The sequence below is a fragment of the Paenibacillus sp. FSL R10-2796 genome (genome assembly GCF_037965315.1).
Lineage (GTDB): Bacteria > Bacillota > Bacilli > Paenibacillales > Paenibacillaceae > Paenibacillus_AQ > Paenibacillus_AQ odorifer.
The window spans coordinates 345,791-369,211 of record NZ_CP150178.1; the positions used below are offsets into that span (position 1 = coordinate 345,791).

Sequence of the window (23,421 nt, forward strand, 5' to 3'; positions counted from 1 at the left end):
AACATGGACAGTAACCAGGTCATTGAACTACTGAAGAACTTCAGATCATATGATTATGCAGCTAACAACTGCCATAGAGACGAATCAATTATATTGCCGAAAGTGTACAGTGAACGGCGGAGAAATAATAATTCATGGGATGAATATCGTTATAATCGAATCGTAAACGTGGTTAAGGGCGCAATAGAAGAAGTGCTTAACGATGATCATCGCACAGTGATTATGCGTAAGTACTTGGACAGAAACACATTGACTCTGAATGAGATTGCAACTGTTCTGCATAAAGACCGAACAACGGTTGGAAGATGGCACACAGAAGCAATCAAGAGGCTCACAATAGCATTGCAACCATTGACCGAAGATGAACGGGAAATCAATAACTTTGACCACATGTTCGAACATGGTTGGGAGTACAAAGAACCAGCATAATTGCCGCATTAATGCTCACAAATGCAACTAAGTAAATGGTAGAATTATAGCATAAGGAAATCGGGCATGGGCGGCAGTAGCTGAATGCGCAGTTGCCGTTCACTCGCTTCCTTCTCACTTGGATATCACTCCTTCCTTGGGCGTTACTATCTTGTAGCGCTCCCTTTTAGCAACAACCGCACACTACGAAGGTGACAGACTCGCTCCTAGTGATGGTGTGGAATTGTATATATGATGGATGGCGGAATATAGACGCACTGCTCAAGAGGATTCACGTGGTGAAAGTCCACGGGTCGGTTGTCAGTAAGATACGCGAGAAGGCTTGAGAGAACTGACGTCCAAGGGTGTAAGTCCTTTGGTCCATCAACACAAGAGGTAACGGTTATCGCCGTTGCCTTTTTTATTTTACAAATATGATGAAAAGGATGATAAACGTGGAAGAAGAATCAGTGTATCTTCACATTGGCAATGGAGGCGTAGTTATATCGGCTGGTAAGGATGATGCTGGTTATCTAGGTTTAAGCGTAAGGGTGCATCACTTCAATCAACAAACTAATCATATTCAAATCAATACAAGTGCTAAGGGACTAAAAGAAATCGGGCAGATGCTTATTGAAGTATCAGAAAAGAAGTACAGAGAAAGTGAGATTAAAGCAGATTTGGTGAGTAAAGAACCAAATGTTGAATGTAGTGGATCTTTCTCCGGTTTGACCGAATAATATTAACGAAGTGGAGGCCGTATAGGGTTGAAGCATTCAGACCGATGGATATACCTCTTATACACATCAATGTTTATAGCATACACAGGGATCATTTATTTAACTTACTACTGGAGGTGAGAGAATGGATCATGCTTGCCAAGAGAACAGCACCTTAAAACGCATGGGTGAGTGCAAGGTATTCAAAGAAGATGAAGAGTGGGTCATGACAGTGGATGATGGCGGATCATATATGTACCCGATGTACTGCCCATTCTGTGGGACTAAATTGGAGTGAGGTGAAAACAATGGCAGAATTGAGACCGCAAGCAATGATATTCGTTACTGAGTACATTAAGAATGGCAACAATGCAACACAGGCTGCCATAGCGGCAGGGTACAGTGAAAAGACAGCATCAAGCCAAGGTAGTAGGCTGTTAAAGTCTGTAGAGGTTCAACAGTTTCTTAACAAAACTGAACAGAATCTTAACAGGGACTTGCGTCAAATGTTCACAGAGGATGCTGTTAAGGCGTATGGAGTGTTAAAAGAGATAATGGATGATCCACTGGCAGCTCACAAAGATAGGCTGGTTGCTGCTAGAGATTTGCTAGACAGAGCCGGATACAAACCAGTGGAACAGATCGTTGCAGATGTGAAAACTTCATTCGAGGATCAACTAAGGGAACTGATTGAATGAACGCGCTAAGAGTATTGAAGGATAGTTACCGGACGTACTTTGAACGTTGCCTGAAGATCCGTAATAAGGAAGCTCAGATTGTTCCATTCATAACAAATGAAGCACAAGACAGGCTCATTAAGATCATTGAGGACTGGAAGGCCGCTGAACCGGAAGAGTCAAAGAGACGTTCTTTATATATCATCATCCTTAAAGCGCGTCAGCTAGGATTTAGCACAGCTACAGAAGCAGTATTCTTCCATGACCTAAACTTCAGCTTTAACAAAGTGGCTATGATCGTATCGTTTGATGAAGATTCAGCGGTAACAATCAATGACATGTCCGATAGGTTCTACAAATACTTACCACAGGTGATCAAACCGAAGCGCCGACCATCCAGAGGTAAAGGCATCCTGATGGAGAACCCACGCTTTGACGATTCCAAAGAGATTAGCAAAGACAATGATCCGGGTTTGCAGAACAAATTCCTTGTAGAGACAGCTAAGAACCTGAATGCTGGATCATCGTACACGATTAACTATCTGCACATATCTGAGTTAGCTAAATGGGATAAACCTGAAGAGACAATGACCTCTATCATGCAATCTGTACCAGACTATGGAGCTATAACGATTGTAGAGTCTACAGCAAAGGGTATGAACTTCTTCAGTGAACTGTGGGATAACGCAGAGCGCGGAAACAACAACTTTGTACCTCTGTTCGTAGCGTGGTTTGAGAACCCGAGGTACAGAGCACCGTACACGGGTTTTGAGCTCACGCCGTATGAACGAGACATCCAAGATACGTATAAGCTTGACTTGGATCAGCTACAGTGGCGTAGGAACACTATGAAAGACAAGCTCAACGGCGATGAAAGTCTGTTCAAACAAGAGTACCCGTGTAATGCAATGGAAGCCTTCCTTACTACTGGTACACCAGTTTTCAACAATGAGATTGTCATTAAACGCATAAGAGAGTTGGAGTTAAATCCAATTGGTGAGCGTGGAAACTTGAAGTATATGGGTGACAAGGAAAGAAAGATTACCTTCGTACCAGATGAGCGCGGTTGGCTCACGGTATTTAAGCATCCAGAACCCGGTAAACACTACATTAGCGGCAATGACGTTGCCCAAGGTGTGGAAGGTGGAGACTTTGATGCCGCACCTATATTGGACAATGCCACGCTGGAACAAGTAGCAACCTTCCATGGTCACTTAGATGTGGACTTGTATGCAGAGGAACTATACAAGCTTGGCATGTACTATAACAAGGCTCTATTAGGCACTGAGGTCAACTTTAACCCGGGCACAGTGTTACAACTGGAGAAGATGAACTATCCAAGGCTGTACATGAGACAGAACATGAATACGATCAGTAAGGACGTACAAAACTCTTTTGGCTGGCACACCAGTATGACCAACCGTAATGCCATCATATCTGAGTTAGTAGAGTACGTGAGAGAGCACACACACTTGATTAAGGACGTGTGGTTCCTTAAGGAGTGCTTAAAGTTCGTTAAGAACAAGCAAGGTAGACCAGAAGCTATGCCGGGAGAGCATGATGATAGAGTGCTGGCTTATGCTATTACACTAGCTATCAGAGGACAGCAGTCCACAAGCACACCAAAGGAACAGCCAAGCATAAAGGACTTGCCTCTGGATCTACAAGAGGATTACACAAAGGCTTCACCGGATATGAAAAAGTATCTCGCTGATAAATGGGGATTGAAAGTAGGTTGATGAGATGGGCATAAAGGATGTGATAAAGAAGATGAAAAAGACTGTGGTCAAGGTACAACGTCCTGAGAAGCTGATAAAGTGGCAGGAACGCTTAGAGGCAGCTAAGAGTGGGCAAGACTTGTCTTTGATGGATAAGCGAGAGTTTTTATATTTAGGTGACAGACACGTTGAGAAAAACATTAACAGTGTAAACCAGCCAAAGAAACAATCAAATAATATCTGGAACATCGGCTTTGAATTCATCGAGTCACAGGTAAACAACCAGATCCCAATGCCTACGGTGAAGAGTAAACGCGAAGGATTCGATACCCAAGCAGCCATGATAGCGGACAGTATATCCAATGACATTAAAGAGTCAGATATTGAAGCGATAAACGACAGGAACGAACGTATCACACCTCTACAGGGGTTTTCGATCATTGAGGTAGCGTGGAATCCTAACTTTAAACACCATCTGTACCGTGGAGAGATCGAACTAATTGGTAGACATCCGAAGCAATTGGTCACACAGCCTAAGGTATACAACCTACAGAAGATGGATTACTTTTTCATCTTATCAGATGTGACCAAAGACTACGTACAGCGGCGTTATAAGAAGGATTTGTCCGGTGAGGAAGAACAATATCCTGAGAACACACGCCTATTTGACACAGACCAGAACTCTAGTGGATCGGCAACAGCCGCACAGGACTCAGAGGAAGAACCATTAACAGAAATCGTGTGCTGGTATAAGGACGAAGACGGAGATATCTGTAAGTATGTGTGGATTAATGATACTCAACTTGAGGATTTACCTAAGTTCTTCTACCGCAGAAATAATGATGGCACATACATGGAAACAGAAGTCTTGGACCGTGACATCGTAGATGTGGATGGCAGGCCGATTGCCTATAAGGGCGAAAAAGTGCCAATGTTTATACCATCCCGATATCCGGTGAGTGTACGCATCAACGTTCCGCGAAACTTTCACTTTGGTGGACAGAGTGACCTTGATGTTATTGGAGATCAGCAAGATTCCATCAAGCGAGTCGTACACAAGATGGAAGAGAAGATCATCAAAGGCGGTTCAATCATTAAAGCCCTAGAGGATCATGACAGACTCAAAATCACGGATGAAATATACCAAATCATCAGAGGTACGCAACAACAGTTAGCAGCCATTGGCACGCTTGACCTTACTGCTGACATTAGTAAGGACTTATTGTACTGCCAAGAGCAATATAGAATCGCTCAGAGCATGCTAGGGATCACAAATAGCTTTCAAGGTAAAGAAGATGTTACGGCAACTAGCGGTAAGGCTAAGCAGATACAAGTACAGCAAGCATCTGGACGGCTCAACTCCAAAATGTTTAATAAGAACGTTCATTTCAAGGAGTTATTCGAAATCATATTCGAACATAAGATTGCCTTCTATGATGAGATACGACCATATCTCGCACAGGATATTGAGGGTAATGATTCCTTTGGTGAGTTTGATAAATACCTGTTACTCCAACGAGATAAGCGCGGAAACCTCTACTGGAACACTGATTTCCTCATTGGCACAGATGGCGTATACGGGCTACCGAAGGACCCAATGTTCATGTATGAGCAGACTATGGCGTTATTCAGTGCTCAGGCAATTGATGTGCAGCAGTTATGGACCATCCTAGAAGGTTTACAGTTCCCGGCAGCTAGTCGGATCAAACAACAATGGTCTGAAAAGATGAATCAGCAGGAGCAAATGGCACAGATGGAGCAGATGATAACTGAGCTTCAACAGCAGATTGAGCAAATGGGCGGTGAGAATCAGCAATTACAAGGGGCGTTGGAACAAACTTCACAGAGCAATGCACAGGCTGATGCAGATGCTATGCAAGCAGCTAACGAAGGACAGCGACAACAGTATGAGCAGCAGCGCCAACAGGAAGACAGTGCACATCAGAAGGCTATGGATATAGCTAAACTTCAGGTGGAAGCATCAAAAATTAAATCAGCGTAACAATCTGGACGCACCTAGTCGTAGGGCGTCCTTTTTCATGCCGATTTTCGGGCTAACTTATCTGAAAGGTGGTGAGCGACATGGCTAATAATGGCGGCGGAGGTTACAAGGTTCCCAACTCTTCTAGCGGAGTAGTTAAGGCACCAAACGCAATTATCAAGAATCAAGGTTCACCTAAGAAAACAACTGGTGGAGATTTGAGAGCAAAGTAACAACAATCGCAGGGTGGGCTGTAGCAACAACCACAGAAGGAGTGACCTTATGAATAAAATAAGCAGAAAAACGGTAGAAGTCGCTGACCTACCTAGACGATATCCGATGAATCTCCAACTGTTCTCAGAAGACGGAACTCCATCTTTGGAGGATAGTCCAGAGTATCAATCAGACATGAACGAGTTTGATAGCAAAATGCAAAGATTCATGTCTGAACGGGAATCGCCTACAAATGATGAACCAACTGAAACTGTAGAGGACTCTGAACAAGCAGAAACGCCGGAGGTCGCTGAACCGGAAGATAAACCTAAACAGGACTCAGAGACGAATAAAGCTTTCCAAGAGATGCGCAAACAATTAGATGCGGAGAAAGCGCGCGCCGCAGAAGTTGAAGCAAGAGCAAAGAAAGCAGATGAGCTCATCGCCAAACAGTATGGTGAGAGTCATGGAATATATACCGTAGAACAATATGAACAACGTTTACAGGAAGAAGAAGAACGCGCCAACATTGAACGTTATGAGGGTGCAGGGTTAACGCCTGAAGAAATTCAGATGTTGAAAGAATATCCTCAACTCAAGCAATCATCGACTGCTGAACAAGAAGCTAGACGCTCTCAAGAGCTGGAGCAAGGCTGGGTAGAATTGTTTGAAAAGTTCCCCGACCTTGGAAAAGCGGTGGAAGATCAGAATCAAGAAGCCGTTAACTTGTTCTACAACGACAAGATGAAAAAGGAAATGGAACGCGGAGCTTCACCTTTAGCTGCTTACTTAAGTGCAAACTTTGACGCGGTATTAGAGAGCCGCCTAAAGAACGTACAGGAAGCCGCAAAGCAGGAAGCACTGGATAAGCTCAACAGTAAAGAACACTTAGCCCCTAATGCTTCAACGGGTGGAGAAGTTGACCATGTAGAGATTGATGATGAAACTATGAGGGCTTATAGAGCCCTGAACAAAGGTAAAAGCGATGCGCAAATACGTGCATGGCATAAAAAACACGCTAAATAGGAGGCAATAACATGGCAAACGCACCAGGATTTAGACCGAAGATGCGCCCAGGTATGGGTGAACTTCCTTTCGAATATTTACTTTTAACCGATGCAGAAGGTGCAACGCTTGGAGAAGGTCTTGTGTTGACTAGTGGACGTTTGACGAAAGCAGGTCCAACAGTGAAACCTCAGTTTGTCTCAGTACGCACCCAAACGGCTGAAACAACATCCGTTACACCACTCCCTGTATGGCGCGTAGACGCGTTGCAAGAGTGGACAACACAATCTACAGCGACGGTTGCCGCAACGCTTAAAGGCGCTAAGGTGACGCTACACACGGACGGTATGAAGGTTACTGCAACGACAGCAAGTGGTGTGTTTGAGATTGACGATACTGATGGAGCTACCACGACATCCAATGTCAGTGGACGCTTTGTATAAGGGGGCCTACTAGATGATATTTTCTAAAGCAGCAGGACTAAATGATTCTGTGTTCGGCAAGTCGCAGGAGCCAATTAAAATGATGTTGACTGATCAGAAGGAAGCGTTCGAGTCTGAGTCCGTCATTGATAAAATCTTCTGCATGGATGAGACAGGTAACTTTGCTGAGAAGTACACTTACGAAACATCTTTAGGTGACTTTGAAGCAGTGGGAGAACAAGGTGCTTATCCTGAATCTTCTTTCCAAGAAGGGTTTTCCGCAATTGTCGAACCAGATGAATGGAAACTTCAATTTTCCGTTACTCAAACGATGATTGAAGATGCCAAGATGGGTAAAGTAAAGCAAAAAGCGTACGGATTTATGAAGTCATATCACCGTGGACGTGAAAAGTTTGGTCTTGGTATTCTAAACAACGGTACAAGTTCCTCTATGTTGTTTGGTAACAACAATAAACAGTTTGATATTCGCGGTGCAGATGGACTGGCACTTTTCAACACAGCACATCCTTCTAAAACAGGTGGATATGGAACACAATCCAACTACATTTCCAACCCATTTTCATACGATGCCCTTTGCCTAGCAGAAGAAGCTATGCAGTATATTCGTAATGACGATGGCGAGATCATGGACATTAGCCCTGACACGATCATCATCCCATCTAAGGCGCGCATTAAGAAGCTTGTGTTTGATGCCATTGGCGCTGAAGAAGGATCACCGAACACAGCTAACAATTCCTTCAACTTCCAATATGGTCGTTGGAATGTAATCATGACACCTTACCTTAACAATACTGCTGGAATCACAGCTGGTACTGATACTTGGTACTTGGCAGACTCTAAGTGGATGGAAATGTACGAAGGATTGATCTTCCTTGATCGTATTCCTTTGAATGTTCGTTCATATGTGGATGAAAAAACTGATGCGAACATTATCAAAGGGCGCGCACGTTGGGTAGCTAAACCTAACAGATGGAACGGAATTCTGAAAGCAGATCCGGGACTTTCCGGAACACTGTTAACATAGGAGGGATCATATGCCAGCAAGTTCAGGAACAACTAGCTTTACAGGACTGGCACTTGGTGACAACGATCTATTTACAGGCGTACTTAACGGTACGTCTGTTTTTGATCCTGCATCACTTGCAACGTATACCGGAACAGCGTCCAGCGCTATTACTGTTGCTGGTGCAGCACTTGGTGATTTCGTAATCGTGACTGCGCCATATAATTTGGCTGGAATCATTGCAAGCGGAACTGTTAGCGCTGCAAACACAGTCATTATTACACTATTCAACGCCTCAGCCGCAACAATTGACCTTGCATCTGGTGTATGGAAAATTAAGGTGCTGAAGGGGTGAAGCATATGGAACAGCGTAGCACTTGGGGCAATGCTGTCGGCAACACTTCGAGAAAAAAGAATAAACTCCCCTTTAGAGGATTCCAAAAAGAAACCGACGACATGAACGAATCACAACGCAAAGGTGTCCAAGTCTGGAATGAAATGGTCACTAGGTTGATTGAAGTTGGGGAGATGAAGGACAAGTAGAAGGGGGCTATAGGCTCCCTTTTTTTATTTTAGGAGGGATACGATGTTAGTACCTATTGAACTATTAGAATCTCAAATCAGTCGAACAGAACACCAATTACTGATGCATCTGATTAATGAACAAAAGGAAACGAATACTTTACTTCAACAATTGGTTAAGCAACAAACAGCTAAACCGAAGGGTGGAAAATAATATGTCAGGACGAGTAGTAGTTGAACCTTTTTTACGAGCTGTACCCGTTACAAAGAGTGATACAACTTTGATCACGCCATCTAGGGGGATCATGGCATCCGGAGGAACGGAATTAGCTATTGCATTTCAAGATGGAAGTACCGTAATACTCACTAATATTACTCCTGGATACATTTACCCAGTTTCAGTAGTAAAGGTATTGGCTACCGGAACCACAGCAACAGATATTATCGCATTTTATTAAGGCGGTGACTCATGCTAGTACAAGAAATTGTTGAAGAAATCATAGAGAAACTGCCAGAGAATAATGTTCCTGTTGTCTCTATCTTACGCAAAGTCACACAAACAAGAGACAGACTTATGCGCAATGTGAGCTCTTCACAGGCTCAATCAGAGGTGTTAAATCAAGCTTTTGACGTAACTGCAGGGAATGGACTATTCGAACTTATATGCCCTCCTGGTAACATCACAGAGGTTGTGATACGTAAATCAATCTATAATAATCAACCGTTCATGGATGATCCTTCTGATTGGCTAAGAGTACCATTGAAGCCCTTTAACGATCAGGAACGTGGACCCTATTACTACTTAGTGGCAGGACAAATAGGGATATTCCCACCCCCTGATTACGATACCTTCTATGGATTTAAAATGTTCTATACTCCTGCTATTGGTGAACTTACAATGGCTGATCTTAACAAAGGGAGTGGATTTGATCCTAACTTTGATATGTTGTTGGTTTATGGCGTATTACGTGACATGAGCCCTGAGAATGAAAGTTTTGAGGTTCGGTATCAGCAAATATATAACGAGTACCGCAGAGCAACAAACGATTACGTACACTTTGTTGTACAAGAAAGTTGGTGATACCATGACAACCCGTTATCCTTGGAGAGGAAACACCAGCCAAAACACCGCAGATCAGGACGATCCGCGCTATGAGACTCCGGGCGGTGCACAGCATAAAGTTGATACCCACGTGAATGTGACAGTTAATATAGCGAACAAAGCTATCACACAGCCGAAGATAGCTGACTGGGCAGTCGGAGCGCGTCAAATAGATCCTTCGTTACTTGAGCATTACGGGGATATCGCGACTAACGCGAAGTTTGATGTCATTGATGATCAGTTGGCGGATATTGCTTATAACGTGAAAAATTTCGGCGCTAGCGGTGACGGGGTATCGAATGACACATTAGCAATAAAAACAACGATTGACCAAGCTCCAGACGGATCTACTATTTTATTTCCTAGTGGAACATATATTGTCGATCCTATTGCTATACGAGGTAAAGCCGGAATTGACATATTTCAACGTAATAATTTAACACTATTGTTTAGCAATGCAACTATAAAATCAAAAACAACCAATGTGGAAGGTTACAACATAATAAACATAGAACAATCCAACAACATATATCTAAAACAACCTAAAGTGATAGGAGATAAAGATACTCATATTGGCACTTCTGGAGAATTTGGTCAAGGAATAAACATTATAAATTCTGATGGAACCCGTATAGATCAACCTGATGTTAGTAAAACATGGGGAGATGGAATTTATATTGGTGTTGATTATTTCGGAACTAGCGGAATTCAAAGTGGAAGCACTTACCTTAGAAATGTGAGAATAGACGATTGTTCACGGAATGGGATAGCAGTTTGCAGTGGGAAGTATATAGAAATTGATGGAGCAGAAATAAGCAATATATTGAGAGTTAACCCTAAAACTGCAATAGATATAGAGCCAGAAGGAGAGGGGTCACCTGCTCCAATATTAGAAAAGCTGGTCATTAAAAATCTTAGAACTTCAAACTGCGGAGCTGGTGTCACTTATCTTCTACCAAATCTAATAGGCAAGAACACAGATATAACTATCATAAATCATAATGACACAGGCAGTACAAATGCAATTGTGGGGTTTAACGTTGATGGTGACGTTTATGGGAAGGTAGATATAATTGATAGCTATTATCGGGATAATTATCAGCATGGTGTAATTATTTATGATAACCATGTCACATCTTTAAAAATAACTTTTACTGACTTGGTAATTGAAAACTGTAATGTACAAAATAGTTCAGATGTTAATATAGGTTCTCCAGTTCTACTGGTCGCTGGATCAGAGCTAACTAACAGCAAACCAATGGGAAATATTGACTTTATAAATCCAAGATTTATTGATACTAGAACGCCTGAAAGGATGTTTGCTCCAATTGTCGCTTACTCTTTGAAACCGAATAATACGACATTAGATAAAATAAACATCATTGATATCAAAGATATTGAGTATTCCAAAAAATATCTGCAAATTATCGGAAAATTCAATTGTGTGGATCAATTCAAACAGTTAGAAGTTTCTAATACAACAAATCCCGTGGATATAAACATCCAAAATTATCGTAAAAAGTACGATAATAAAGGTGCTGTCGAGGGTATAAATTTCAATTTGAACTCGAATATACCTGTAGGGCAAGACGTTAGAATTGAAATGGTGGATAATCATTCTATTGCCGTAGTACCAGATGCAACTTCATCTATCCTACCCTTAGCAACTACAGGTAAATATATTTTAGCTAATACCGTTGGAAGTAGCGTTACTTTGAGGAAAATAAGTAACACTCAATGGATTATTGTTAACATAGTGGGTACGTGGACGGTAGAAACTTAGTAATCACCTGCCCGATCCATACTGAGCGACACCTAACGAAAGGAGGACACTATGCTAATCAGTGAAATCATATCCGAAGCAGATCTGTTAGTCCCAAACGAAGTTCCTACAGCAGACAAGGTAATGTGGCTGAACGCACTCAACCAAGACTTTTTCAACGTAGTCAAAATACCACGGGTGATATCACTCAACCCAGTTGTAGATCAGGCCACATACACGCTATCATCTGAAGTAAGGCTGAAGAATATTGACCTCCTAACTGTGGGATTAATCAAGTATAAGGAGCTACTACCAACCGTACCAAATCCGTTACAGAACACATATACATTCGATGATAGTACACATACTCTGACATTGCGTCCTGCACCGTATAGTAGCGGTTTGCAGGGCGTATTACGTTACAGTAGGATTGCTACAACCAACTTTACTGCAAGCAACCTGAGCGCGATTCCAGATGCTCCAGAAGAGTATCATTTTAGCTATTACATCGGTCTAGCTTCATATATTGCGAATGCTATGGACGATATGAACAAAGGTTCTTTTTATGAGGCGCAATATCTCAAAGTGTGGGATACAGCAGCAAGGCAATACGCGGGGGTGGAGACTAATGGTTAACTATGTACCACGTGGGATTCCTGCTATTGCTGAGCCACTCCCAGGTATTCAGGAGCCTATCAGCATCCGGCAGTGGCAGGGACTGAACACCTTCGATCCTTACAGCATAGCCGAGTCACAACTAACTGACATGTCCAATATGAGCACAAGTGATTACCCTGCCCTCTCTGTGAGGTCGGGGTTTTCTGTTTTAGGTACGTTTGGCAGCAGAGTATTAGGAATGGGCGCGTGGAAGAGTGAGCTTCATGTAATCGCCAATGACGGGGTCTGGCATAGGTGGAATGGAAGCACATGGACAACGCTACTCACTGGTCTTGATACGTCAGCTGAGTGGTCGTTTACAGTGTTCCAAGGCAACCTAGATGATATCAACCTGATCGGTGTAAATGGGCTTGTAGCAAAGCGCTACGATGGCTCAGCGGTCGTGGATCTGGGCGGTGTTCCAGCAGGACTTAAATATATTACCACTTACAGCAATCGTCTGTGGGGATCCGTAGGAAAGGAACTACATGCTTGTGCGTTAGATCAGCCTACAGAATGGGCTACATTTGCAGGAACCGAGGAAGATAGCTTTGTGAAAGATATGGAATCAACGCGTGGTGAGGATATTAACTTCCTCTCCGGATCACTATCCAGGTTAACCATTGGCTTGAAGAACAGCATTCATGAGCTATATGGTGACCTTCCGTCGAACTTCATGGTGAAGCTCATAGTAGATGGTGTTGGCGTTATAAACAATAAGTCCTCGGCCACTCAAGAAGGCATCATGCGCATTATTGATGAACGCACAATATACGACTACGCCGGAGGAAACCTTCCAAGTGCGGAATTCTCACAAATCGTAGGTAAATACCTTTCTGCAATGGACACTAATGTTTCTGCCGGATCAGACCCAGACAGACTGTACTTTCGCACTCACACAAACGAAATTATGGTGTACGATTCACGGTCTGGCGTAAATTGCTGGAGCCGATGGGCAAACATTGACCCGACATTCTTCTATGTGTTGGATGATGTGATGTACATCGGTGATAGCCTAGGACGAGTACTTAAACTGGATTCCTCCACCAATGATGCAGGATCGCCTGTAAGCTGGTCATTCACCACCAAGCCATTTACCAACCCTACTATGTCACAGCGGCAACGGTGGCTTAAATTGTGGCTGTACGCTGAGATTCCAGTAGGAACAACCATTAACATTTATCTATCTACCACAAAGGACGGAAATGACTTCAACCTTGTACACGCCGTTACTGGATCAGGTTCAAAGGTAGAGCGAATTATCATTCCAGTGCGTAGCGTAGTTCTCGAAAATACAGTCAGAGTCAAGATATCCGGAACAGGACCAGCGAAAATACACGAATTAGTTCGTCAAATCAGACAACTATCACTATTTTAGGAGGCTTATCATGGGTATATGGAAAATGTCCCAACTCAAAGCACCGCCACAAACTAACGATGTGAAGGAATTGCGAGAGTACATCAAATATTTGTCTAATCAACTCGCCTCAATGCTGAAGGATCTGGACTTTACCTTGAACGGAGACGTGGATTTCAGGAACGTCCGCGCCAAATCAATCAAGGCTGATCGAATGGATGTAGACGAGCTTTCAGCTATCAGTGCTAATCTAGGGCACATCGTAGCTGGTCTAATAGAGTCGGTGCAGATATTTGGATCGTATATTGCTACATCAAAAGATTCGTTTCCGCGTTGTGAGATGAGTTCAACAGGTAATGTATTTGCAGCTAAATCAAGTGCAGATCATTATGTCGCTATTGATCCTAACTATGCAGGAACGCCTGCGCTGAAATGGATATTTAACGGCACCGAACGAGGTGGGTTGAATGATGTATCTGGTTTTATGGAACTATTAGGTATTGGCGGACTAGTGTTGAACGTTTCTGGTGGAGATTTGGATATTAACGTTACTGGAAAAGTCAACTTTGCTAGTTGGGATAAGCTTTATAACAATAATACTGATAGAACCCTTCAGCAAGATATATCCGAAATATTTGATAGACTTGAAGCAGGCGGTCTTTAACATTTAGCAAATGCTGTGGTATATTGGAGAAAATTGGTACACAAAGGAGTACAATATGAAAAAACAAGTAGCAGGGTTTATTGCTGGTGCTATTTTCACTCTTTCTGCCACGGCGTTTGCGGATGATATTCAAAACTTGATTGGAAAAACAGTACAAGCACAATATACGGTTGAAATTAATGGACAAACATTGAACACTGTAGTCGTTGAGGGAAAAAACTATGCTCCTGTGAGATCAATAGGTGAAGCTGCAGGGTATGAAGTGATAAACGATGGAAAAAAAGTGATTTTAAAGGAGGGTGAAAAGTTGGATACAACAGCGGTAAAAGAGAAGTACAGGCTAGAAAAAATAGAAGGACTTAAAAATGCCCTTACTAACGCAAATAATAAGGTGCAAGAAACAAAAGATTTCATTGCTGCAAAGAAAATTGAGGCTGGTAATGTTACTACTGACAAAGAAAAAACAGATTATGCAAATATTATAAGTAGATATGAATTGCAATTATCTCAATATGAAAAATCAGTGAAAGACATCGAAGATAATCTAGCCAAGTTACAAGCTGAAGGCTGAGTCAGGGTTGTAATAACCACTCACCTCAAATCTGAGGTCAGTCAAAGCCCAAAGTTGGGCTATGAGTAACAATAGCTGCCTAAGTTCAACTTAGGGACTTACATTACAGATTTTATACAACAATAGCTACAATTAAACTCAATCTACTTGACAGCATGAAGTATCATTAGCATCACAAGTAATAGAACATACATTCAAGGGCGTCCAGCTAATCTGGCGCCCTTTTTATATACACTCTCACTCAAGGAGGTCTACCATGGCACAGAGTATGTTCAATCTCGATACGATCCGCAAAGCTAAGCAGTCCTATAAGGCTAATCCAACGACAACGCCCAGCACAGGATCACGTGTAAACCCTGTTCAAGCGATGTCACAGGCTACGAGCTTAGTGCCAACAAAGACTATGACACCTACTACAGCTGCAAGTGCTGCGCAGAAGATGGTAGCAGCAACAACTACGCCATCACGCACAGAGCAGACCCTTGGCAACATATCTAGTGCTGTGAACACACCATTTACCTATGATGCTGAATCAGACCCAGCTTATCAGGCAGCTGTTAAGGCAGCACAGCAAAACTTAGCAGTGAATCAGAAAAACACTAACGCTCAACTCAGAGCCACAGGGCAAGGTAAATCCTCGTACTCCGAGACGGTAGCGAACCAATTGGCGAATCAAACCACTGAAAATATAGCGAATAACATTTTGCCGCAGTACGCGCAGCAAGCGTATGGAAGATACCAGGACAACATAGCTAATCAAGGTAACTTATACGGTCTACAATATCAGCAAGACGTTACCACGCCTCAGAATGAAGCACAGCTTACAGGTAACTATCTACCTCCTGAAGCCAAGACAGCAATTAATAACCTATTGGGTCTTAAAACCCAAGCAGAGACGAAGGGGATCACCGCTGGAGAACGTTCTGTACTCAGTACAGAGGCTGATAAATTACGCTCACAACTTAAGTCACTTGGTATTGATCCAAGCTTCTACGGGGCTGATAAGACAGCAGCACAAGCTAGTTCAAACAATCCGGGTATCCGTACTCTTGCTGGACAATCTCAGGACTTATCTGCTCAGGCTCAAGCATTAGCTAAACAGGAACAAGAATACAACCAAGGCATTACAAACGCGCAGCTCACTGGAACGATGCCAGACGGATCCAAGACAACTGCCGAGCAACAGCGTCAGCTCACCAATCTTTGGACGGTGGCAGAACAAACAGGATCTATTCCCGATGGATTAGCTACTATGTATGGTCTGCCTAAAGGTACAGAGACGCTTGCAGCTAAACAATTTGCTCAGCAGTTGGCGATTAGTCAGCAGAATGCAGATTCGTCTTCCATGAGTGCTAGCAATTCAGCTAATAACGCAAACTTTAGTAAATTGATGGACATTTGGCAAGCAACCGGAAAAGCCCCATCAGGTCTTGAAGGATATGGTGTTAATCAAGGTACCGCATATACAACATCAGCAGCGAAAACAGCGACTACAAAAGCAGAAACAACAAAGACATACGAAGACTACCAGTCAAATATTAAAAAGGTCGTTGATGCTAATCCTAAAAATCCATCTGTGGCACAAGATTATATAAAAAGTCTGCCTGTATCTACTTACGAAAAATATAGAGCGTGGATCGCAAGTGGATATGAATGGCCTGATGATGTGGAGATACCAACAGCGGGGGAGTAAGTAGCCCCTCTGTTAGTGGGGCTTATACAAATTACTACAAAGCTGAAAAAGATGCCAAAGCGAATCCTCAGAACTATGCTACAGCTAAAAGCGCGGTATCTTCTGCCATAACTGCAGGTGGATATCCAGCTAACTGGATTAACGATGTTTTGGAGTTGGTAGCTAGAGAGTCAAGCTTTAATTCTAACGCTAAGAATCCTAAGTCAACAGCAGCAGGATTGTTCCAATTCCTCGATGGCACACGGAAAAACTACGGCGGAAACAGTGTGAACTGGTCTGACCCTTATGAACAAGCAAAGGCAGGGCTGAAATACATTAAAGATAGATACGGAACGCCTCAAAAGGCGCTAGAGTTTTGGGATAAAAATAAATGGTATTAGGGGGTGAGAAGGTGGCTAAGAGGTCCGCAGATGATTTTTTTAACGAAAAACAGCAGAGTTCTTCAGGTTCTAAATCAACTAAAATGTCTGCAGATGATTTTTTTAACCGAACCTCAAAAGAAATTAATGAAGAACTCAAAGTTAGAGAAGAAAAAAAGCTACTTGAAGGATCAAGAGCGATATTAAACAACACCATAAAAAGCGTCACAAAACCTATTGATTCAACGGTAACGTCACCAGTAGAAACACCGAAAACAGTAGACTTCAAACAAGATCAAGCCAATAAAAAAGCATCGGTTGCGGTGGCACCAGATCCGTTCTCTGGAAAAACACTGGCTCCAATCACACCTAACATCACCAATGACATTAGTTCTACGTTGCAGGGTAAAGTTCCAGCAGCTTCTCTATTGCAGCAAACAGGAAAAGGTCCTGCTAACGCTTCGCACAACTCCTTGAGAACAGAGTACGATATACGCGAAAAGGCTATCGATGATACAAATATTCCTGAAATATTGAAGCTACCGTCTCGCGCAATGAATAAACTTGCATTTGGAAACCCAGTTGGTAGATTCGTATCTAACTCATTTACAGGTAATAGCGGTGTTACACAGCGTGATTCTACAGGAAGTAAGGCAGCGGATAAGGTTACAGATATCATCAATGAGTTTGTAACGCCTCTACTCACGCCTACGGGCGCTCCTGTGGGTCAAGGGATCATTGGTAGTTCATATGACGCTACAGCTAAGGCACTCAGTGGCAAAGCTGGTCAGACGTTCTTGAAAGGTGCTAGTAAGGTGATACCAGGGTCGCAAAATGTAGCTAAAGTAGCTGCTACAGAAGGTATAGCAGGATCATTGCAAGGTGTAGGTTTCGGATTGCAACAAGGTCAAGATAGTGGAAATGAGATTGCTCGCAACGCATTTGGTGGTGCTGCTGCTGGTCTTGTTCTTGGTGGAGCCAGTGCAGCTTTGGGAGAACTTGGAACATCTTTGCTAAGTCGTTTTCGTAAAAGTGGTATCCCTGAATCTGAAATTGCAGAAATCGCACCTGAACTACTTGCTTTACCCGAAGCTAACCCTAGAACTGTGCGCAAGCAGTTAGCAGGAGAGATCAAAACAACTCCATCTGGTGACACAATATCGACTCCGTACACCTTCCGTTTAAACGAAGCAACGCCTGAAACGGCAGCGGCCACAGCGAATCGTCAAGCGATGAAAAACTATGATCCGATAGAACTTAGTACAAAGTACGCCCAAGACGTTATCGACGAATATAAAACACTGAAAGAAACGAATTCCAAGAAAATTAGCAACAAGAAGCTGTATGAACAAGCTAGACAAAACGTAGACACTAGACGTGTAACCGACTCTCCGATTGTAGAGAGTAAGCTTAAGGATACCAACATAAAAGCAACGGATCCTACGCCGTATACAGAGCCTGTGATCCGCAATCCAGTGCAAGAGTTGTCCCGTGAGCAGCAGATCCAAAACAAAGTGAATGCAGGGGAGTTTTTGCCGCAGGAAGATATTGATTTCTTGCTCAGTGGAAAGTATGACAAGTCGAAGGCTTTCCCTGATGAAACACCAACGACTTCAACATATGTTAAACCAAAATCAGAACTTGTTCCTAAAACGGAGATTAAACCAGCCAAACCAAAGGCAAAGATTAAGCCAGTGAACAAAGAAGTAGCAGCAACTACAGAAGTGGCAGCCACTAAGACTCCTAAAAAGAAAGTAGTTGGCGAACGCGGTTTCTCTCAAACGCTTAAAAACTCTGAGAAGATACCGGAAGGATTCACATCTAAACTCGACACGAAGTACGAGCCGACCACTAACCGTGGGGATTTGGCTAAAGCAGAGGAACGTTTAAAGGATCGTGCAGATGCTACAAGATTCATCCTTGAGGATACTAAGGGTGGCATGACTTCTGAACAGTCCATCACAGCCCAACGTTTAATCGACACACATATTAAAGAAGGGAATATCCAAGCAGCTGAGAAAATGGCAGATGCATTGTTGAAAGAATCAACACGCAGTGCACAGTTTCTACAGTCGTTGTCAACGTACAACAAACTTTCTCCAGAAGGCGTTTATATGGTGGCTAAACGTTACGCCAATAAGATCAATGAAACCTCTTCTAAGATCGCTAAAAAGGCTGAGGTTACAGCACAAATGGCTGATGATCTCCAAGGTTTGGCTACTATCAATCAGAAAATGACAGGCGTAAAAGACTTATCCAACGACGCTGTAGACATTCTTAAACGTGCTAAGGCAGGCGAAACGCTGACGGATGCTGAGACTTCTATTATTCAAAAATTCGTTGAAGAGTCCAAACAATTTATCAAAGAGTCCGGTAAGGAATACAAACCTAAAGCACCTAAGATTCCAAAGGATAAAAAGGTCAAAGACAACGTAATGAAGTTCCTTGATGCTCAGGAAGCAGCAGCAAAAGAACGCCTGAGAGCCAAAGGGGTTCGCGTTAGTTCGACTCCACTTGATATCTGGGCTGATTACGCAGTAATTGGCGCTGCTAAGATGGGTAGAAACATCATCAACTTTGCAGATTGGTCAGCGCAGATGGTTAAGGACTTAGGTGAAGACATTCGGCCACAACTTAAGTTTCTTTATGAGAAATCACGTGAAGTATATGATCTATCCAACAAAAAAGTTACTTCTCAGTCCGTAGCATCTGCTGAACGATTAACACAAAAGTTAATCAACTCCAAACAACTGAGTGAACATGAAGCGAATTCACTGCTTAAACTGGCTTCTCAAGTAGATGAATTGTCGGGTGAAGCGAAAAGAGTAGCTTCCCAAGATTTACAGGTGATTCTGCAAAGCTTGGATAACCCATCACTTGGTAAGAAAATATCCAGCGCCCAGACACAGGCTCAACTTCTGAACCCTAAAACTCAGGTTCGTAACGTGTTAGGTAATGAGTTGTTTTATCGTTTGGAGAGAATCAGTAAGTACGTTTCTACGCCAATTGACATCGCGCGTTCAAAAATTACCGGATCTGATCGGACGGTGACATTCAGAACAAACAATCAAGGCAAGTATTGGGAGAACTTTATTGAAGGCGGATCTGCAGGTTGGAGAGGCGTTAACATCAACGGTATAGAGACTCAGTACGACTTAGCAAGTCCAGCATTCAAAGGAAAATACAACCCTTTGAAATACACCGAAAAGGCATTAGGAGCCGCGCTGAGAAGCTTTGATAACGCTGCTTACTCCAGAGCCATGAATAAGACACTAGGAGAACTCGGAACGCTGGACGCAATTAACAGTGGCGTTAAACCAAGCAAAGAGTATGTACAAGAGTTTATCCGTAATGCAGATGAAAACATAAATAAAATTGCATCTGAGTATGGTAAGTACGCTACGTTCCAAGATAATAACGCACTAGCTACTGGGTTTACCAAATTTAAAAGAGGTCTTAATTTCGGTAAAGACTTTGGTCTCGGTGATCTGATTATCAAATACCCTAAAACTCCAGGCGCGTTGCTCATGAGGGCTTTAGAATACAGTCCTGCAGGATTCCTGAGAACCATAGGTATGATTGCAAAACCTATGTATAAAAATGGAGTAGAAAACAACCCGCGAGCAGTAGTAGAAGGTTTATCCCGAGCAATTGTTGGTTCTGGCGGTCTGAGTATGCTCGGTTACTTCTTGATGGATAATAAAATCCTAACAGGAACAGCTAGTGGTGATAAAGATATTCGATCACTCCAATCACAAACAGGAAAAGGGGCTTATCAAGTCAACTTATCTGCTCTGTATCGCTTCATTAAATCAGGGTTTAATGAAGAAGATGCAAATATTAAAGAAGGAGATAAGCTGTACAATTACGATTGGATGCAGCCTGTATCGGTAGCTATAGCACTTGGAGCAAATGTAAAAGGAAATATTGAAGGAAGCTCAAAAAAAGGAGTCGGATCTACTGCTACCGGACTGATTTATGACAGTGCGGCGGGTGCAGTGAATACAATGGCTGAACAATCGTTATTAAAGGGCGTACAGGACGCTTTGTCCGGTTACACAGGCCAAACAACCACAGATAAGATCGTAAGCATAGTCGCTGACCTGCCATCTTCGTTCGTGCCGACGCTATCCAATCAAATCAAACAGTCCGGAGACAACACAAAGCGCGAAACATACTCACCTTCAACCGGAGAAAAGGTATTGAATACCGTTAAAGCGAAGATTCCCGGTCTTGCTGAGACACTGCCTAAAAAGTACGACACTTTGGGTCAAGAACAAACACACTATCAAGATGGAAATGCCTTCAATATCTTTGCGAATCCGGGATTTCCATCCAACTATAAGCTTTCCGATGAAGCTCGTAAAATAGTAGACCTTATCGCTGCTACTGGTGACGAAACACTAGCTCCGCGTGTGCCAGGTAAGACAATCAACGGCGTGAAACTGACAGGAAAAGAGTACTCCAGATTCTCACAACTCCAAGGGGAGGAAACCAAACGTCTCGTATCTGAACTTGATACATCAATGAGCTTAGATGATCAATCTAAGGCAATGGAGAAGATCCTAAAAGAAGCTGCTAAGTCCGCCAAGGAAAAGATGGTCAATGAATTCCCAAGGTTGGGTGATTAAATGATTGAATATGATGAAAGCGAACTAAGACAATCAGCAGTATCGGAGGATCTACTATATCTGATACTGCTTTTTCATGGCCCTGAAGTTAAGGATCTCTTTTTATACGGCGGTGAAACTATTGTGGAGTGTACTCGAGACGCTGTATGAAATTGCTTACTACCTATTAAAAAACATGGAGTCTCTCAAGTGGGAGGCTCTTTTGTTTTACCTGTTCTACCTATTCGGGAAACGGTCAGGAATGAAGATGTTTAAGAGATTTCTCACCGCGCACTTCCCATATCTGGCAGATGAAAATGAGGACTGGCGAAGATGGGCAACAAACCAAATCGAATTTTTAGGTGGGCGAAAATGGCAGCCGACGAAATTGTATGGTCGTACGAAACAATTAAAGAGACTGGATCGGAAGAGCTCAACTACATTATCGAACTTATCACAGGGGGCAGAAGCCCCGGAAAGGCTGTTCAACATGGAGAAGATACTAATAGCAACCGATGACGGACATGGGATGGAAACGGCTGGGAAACGTACACCGCTATTCTCAGATGGTACTTATATGAAGGAAAACGAATTTAATCGTGCAGTTATAGATAAGCTCAACGTTCACCTGAAGCGAAATAACTTCGATGTTCTGCATGTATCCGCAGGAGATACTGACGTACCTCTTAAAACCCGTACGGACCTAGCCAACAACAAAATCTCTAACGGATTCGGTCGTCCAGCTGATGCTTTTGTATCTGTCCACGCTAATGCAGCAGGGAACGTGTGGAACAGCAAGGTAAAGGGAATCGAAATCTATTACCGCGCTGGCTCAAAGGAAGGTAAGAAGCTCGCGCAGGACGTACAGGAGTATCTTGTAAAGGGCACTCCATTGATCAATCGCGGACTGAAGACATCTAACTTACACATTACTCGTGAAGCTGATATGCCTGGCATACTTGTTGAAGGTGCGTTCATGGACAACCCAGATGAAGCCAAACTGCTGATGTCTGATGCATACCGGAAAGAATGCGCTGAAGAGATCGCGCGCGGTCTATGTCAGTACTTTGGTCGCACATATATAGAAGTAACACCACCAGCCCCACCACTTCCGGTCGGCGTCAATCCGGTTAGCATCGTGATCGGCAGCAATGATCCGTACAGCGGTCTGCTTATCAACGGAAGCAGCTGGGTGCCGGCCAAAGAGGTTCTGACTGTACTCGGTGTGAAAACGTGGATGTTCCAGAAGAAATCAATTTATATCGGTGAATCTTCGGTAGAAACAAAAATAATAAACAACACTAGTTATATAAAATCCGTTGATCTCGTATCTCTCGGCATTCTGAAAGGGGTGTTTTTCGATCCAAATGTCGTAAACACCAAACGAGTATTACTATTCCCTAAGGAGGCTGTTTAACCATGAATGACATGCTGAATCAAGTAATGGTGTTTGCTTCGGTGCTGGCTGCAATCGTGTTGGCGTTCCTGCAGTTGGTTAAGACTACCGTCAGCGTACCTAAGAACCTAATTCCTATCATCGGTCTTGTGATCGGTCTGTTGGCTGGATACCTTGGCTATATCTTCACCGACCTTGAAACGGTACCGCGTCTATGGGCAGGTGCATTCGCCGGGCTATCATCTACAGGAATCTTTGAGCTGGTGAAGAACAATCCCGGTCACACCAAGTAACGACTAAAAGCCCTTGCCTAGCGCAGGGGCTATTTTTGTTTATAATGGTGGTAAGGAGTGATCACATGCCTATACAACCAACTCTCATAACTATTCCAATGGCTGAACATGTTTCTTCATATATACTCAATCGCGGAGGCTGGTCCGACTGTACACCTCATAAAATACTCGAACGGGCAACAAGCTACGAAGAACTACATAAATGGATGAGCATCGCAACAAAATCCCCGAGAACCCCATTTCCGACTAAACCAAAACAATCAGATGT

The 23,421-nt window shown here is 43.0% G+C and carries 25 protein-coding genes; all 25 read left to right on the forward strand.

What is annotated here, in order from left to right; genetic code table 11:
• Positions 1-3 precede the first annotated feature (3 nt).
• Entirely contained in the window at positions 4-429 is a 426-nt protein-coding gene (locus tag NST58_RS01710; protein WP_339245885.1) for a hypothetical protein, read from the forward strand.
• Positions 430-863: 434 nt separating this feature from the next.
• Complete coding sequence (locus NST58_RS01715; RefSeq protein ID WP_339245887.1) at positions 864-1,148, forward strand: hypothetical protein; 285 nt, start codon at positions 864-866, stop codon at positions 1,146-1,148.
• A gap of 124 nt (positions 1,149-1,272) precedes the next feature.
• Complete coding sequence (locus tag NST58_RS01720) at positions 1,273-1,425, forward strand: hypothetical protein (protein ID WP_179087472.1); 153 nt, start codon at positions 1,273-1,275, stop codon at positions 1,423-1,425.
• Positions 1,426-1,435: 10 nt separating this feature from the next.
• Positions 1,436-1,825, forward strand: a complete 390-nt coding sequence (locus NST58_RS01725; RefSeq protein ID WP_339245891.1) for a terminase small subunit — start codon at positions 1,436-1,438, stop codon at positions 1,823-1,825.
• Positions 1,822-3,543 carry a hypothetical protein gene (locus NST58_RS01730; protein WP_339245894.1) on the forward strand — a complete coding sequence of 574 codons (1,722 nt, stop codon included), beginning with the start codon at positions 1,822-1,824 and terminating at the stop codon, positions 3,541-3,543. Before NST58_RS01725 ends, NST58_RS01730 begins: the two co-directional genes overlap by 4 nt.
• A gap of 31 nt (positions 3,544-3,574) precedes the next feature.
• Positions 3,575-5,524, forward strand: a complete 1,950-nt coding sequence (locus NST58_RS01735; protein ID WP_339245896.1) for a hypothetical protein — start codon at positions 3,575-3,577, stop codon at positions 5,522-5,524.
• A gap of 80 nt (positions 5,525-5,604) precedes the next feature.
• Positions 5,605-5,736, forward strand: a complete 132-nt coding sequence (locus tag NST58_RS01740; RefSeq protein WP_339245898.1) for a hypothetical protein — start codon at positions 5,605-5,607, stop codon at positions 5,734-5,736.
• Positions 5,737-5,785: 49 nt separating this feature from the next.
• Positions 5,786-6,742, forward strand: a complete 957-nt coding sequence (locus NST58_RS01745; protein ID WP_339245901.1) for a hypothetical protein — start codon at positions 5,786-5,788, stop codon at positions 6,740-6,742.
• A gap of 11 nt (positions 6,743-6,753) precedes the next feature.
• Complete coding sequence (locus tag NST58_RS01750; RefSeq protein WP_339245904.1) at positions 6,754-7,164, forward strand: hypothetical protein; 411 nt, start codon at positions 6,754-6,756, stop codon at positions 7,162-7,164.
• A gap of 13 nt (positions 7,165-7,177) precedes the next feature.
• Entirely contained in the window at positions 7,178-8,188 is a 1,011-nt protein-coding gene (locus tag NST58_RS01755) for a hypothetical protein (protein WP_339245905.1), read from the forward strand.
• Positions 8,189-8,198: 10 nt separating this feature from the next.
• Positions 8,199-8,522, forward strand: coding sequence for a hypothetical protein (locus NST58_RS01760; RefSeq protein WP_339245907.1), 324 nt, complete (start codon positions 8,199-8,201; stop codon positions 8,520-8,522).
• Between the two features lie 5 nt (positions 8,523-8,527).
• On the forward strand, positions 8,528-8,710 hold the full coding sequence (locus NST58_RS01765) for a hypothetical protein (RefSeq protein ID WP_339245910.1): 183 nt from the start codon (positions 8,528-8,530) through the stop codon (positions 8,708-8,710).
• Positions 8,711-8,753: 43 nt separating this feature from the next.
• Positions 8,754-8,903, forward strand: a complete 150-nt coding sequence (locus tag NST58_RS01770; protein WP_339245912.1) for a hypothetical protein — start codon at positions 8,754-8,756, stop codon at positions 8,901-8,903.
• A gap of 1 nt (position 8,904) precedes the next feature.
• Positions 8,905-9,147 (forward strand): hypothetical protein, encoded by a 243-nt coding sequence (locus NST58_RS01775; RefSeq protein ID WP_339245915.1) that lies wholly within the window; start codon positions 8,905-8,907, stop codon positions 9,145-9,147.
• 11 nt (positions 9,148-9,158) lie between these two features.
• A complete protein-coding gene (locus tag NST58_RS01780; protein WP_339245918.1) occupies positions 9,159-9,770 on the forward strand; it encodes a hypothetical protein in 612 nt (203 codons plus the stop codon).
• Positions 9,771-9,774: 4 nt separating this feature from the next.
• Positions 9,775-11,574 carry a glycosyl hydrolase family 28-related protein gene (locus NST58_RS01785; RefSeq protein WP_339245920.1) on the forward strand — a complete coding sequence of 600 codons (1,800 nt, stop codon included), beginning with the start codon at positions 9,775-9,777 and terminating at the stop codon, positions 11,572-11,574.
• Between the two features lie 51 nt (positions 11,575-11,625).
• On the forward strand, positions 11,626-12,189 hold the full coding sequence (locus NST58_RS01790; RefSeq protein ID WP_339245922.1) for a hypothetical protein: 564 nt from the start codon (positions 11,626-11,628) through the stop codon (positions 12,187-12,189).
• Positions 12,182-13,588: a hypothetical protein gene (locus tag NST58_RS01795; RefSeq protein WP_339245925.1), complete on the forward strand. Its 1,407-nt coding sequence runs from the start codon at positions 12,182-12,184 to the stop codon at positions 13,586-13,588. The genes NST58_RS01790 and NST58_RS01795 overlap by 8 nt, the downstream gene beginning before the upstream one ends.
• Positions 13,589-13,598: 10 nt before the next feature.
• Positions 13,599-14,231: a hypothetical protein gene (locus tag NST58_RS01800; protein WP_339245927.1), complete on the forward strand. Its 633-nt coding sequence runs from the start codon at positions 13,599-13,601 to the stop codon at positions 14,229-14,231.
• Between the two features lie 55 nt (positions 14,232-14,286).
• Positions 14,287-14,802 (forward strand): hypothetical protein, encoded by a 516-nt coding sequence (locus NST58_RS01805; RefSeq protein WP_339245930.1) that lies wholly within the window; start codon positions 14,287-14,289, stop codon positions 14,800-14,802.
• A 256-nt stretch (positions 14,803-15,058) separates the two neighbouring features.
• Positions 15,059-16,495 (forward strand): hypothetical protein, encoded by a 1,437-nt coding sequence (locus NST58_RS01810; RefSeq protein ID WP_339245932.1) that lies wholly within the window; start codon positions 15,059-15,061, stop codon positions 16,493-16,495.
• A 149-nt stretch (positions 16,496-16,644) separates the two neighbouring features.
• Positions 16,645-16,875 (forward strand): transglycosylase SLT domain-containing protein, encoded by a 231-nt coding sequence (locus NST58_RS01815; RefSeq protein WP_076275586.1) that lies wholly within the window; start codon positions 16,645-16,647, stop codon positions 16,873-16,875.
• An 11-nt stretch (positions 16,876-16,886) separates the two neighbouring features.
• Positions 16,887-21,485: a hypothetical protein gene (locus NST58_RS01820; protein ID WP_339245934.1), complete on the forward strand. Its 4,599-nt coding sequence runs from the start codon at positions 16,887-16,889 to the stop codon at positions 21,483-21,485.
• Between the two features lie 241 nt (positions 21,486-21,726).
• Positions 21,727-22,881, forward strand: a complete 1,155-nt coding sequence (locus tag NST58_RS01825; RefSeq protein ID WP_339245937.1) for an N-acetylmuramoyl-L-alanine amidase — start codon at positions 21,727-21,729, stop codon at positions 22,879-22,881.
• Positions 22,882-22,883: 2 nt separating this feature from the next.
• Positions 22,884-23,153, forward strand: a complete 270-nt coding sequence (locus NST58_RS01830; RefSeq protein WP_076205571.1) for a holin — start codon at positions 22,884-22,886, stop codon at positions 23,151-23,153.
• Positions 23,154-23,421: the final 268 nt, after the last annotated feature.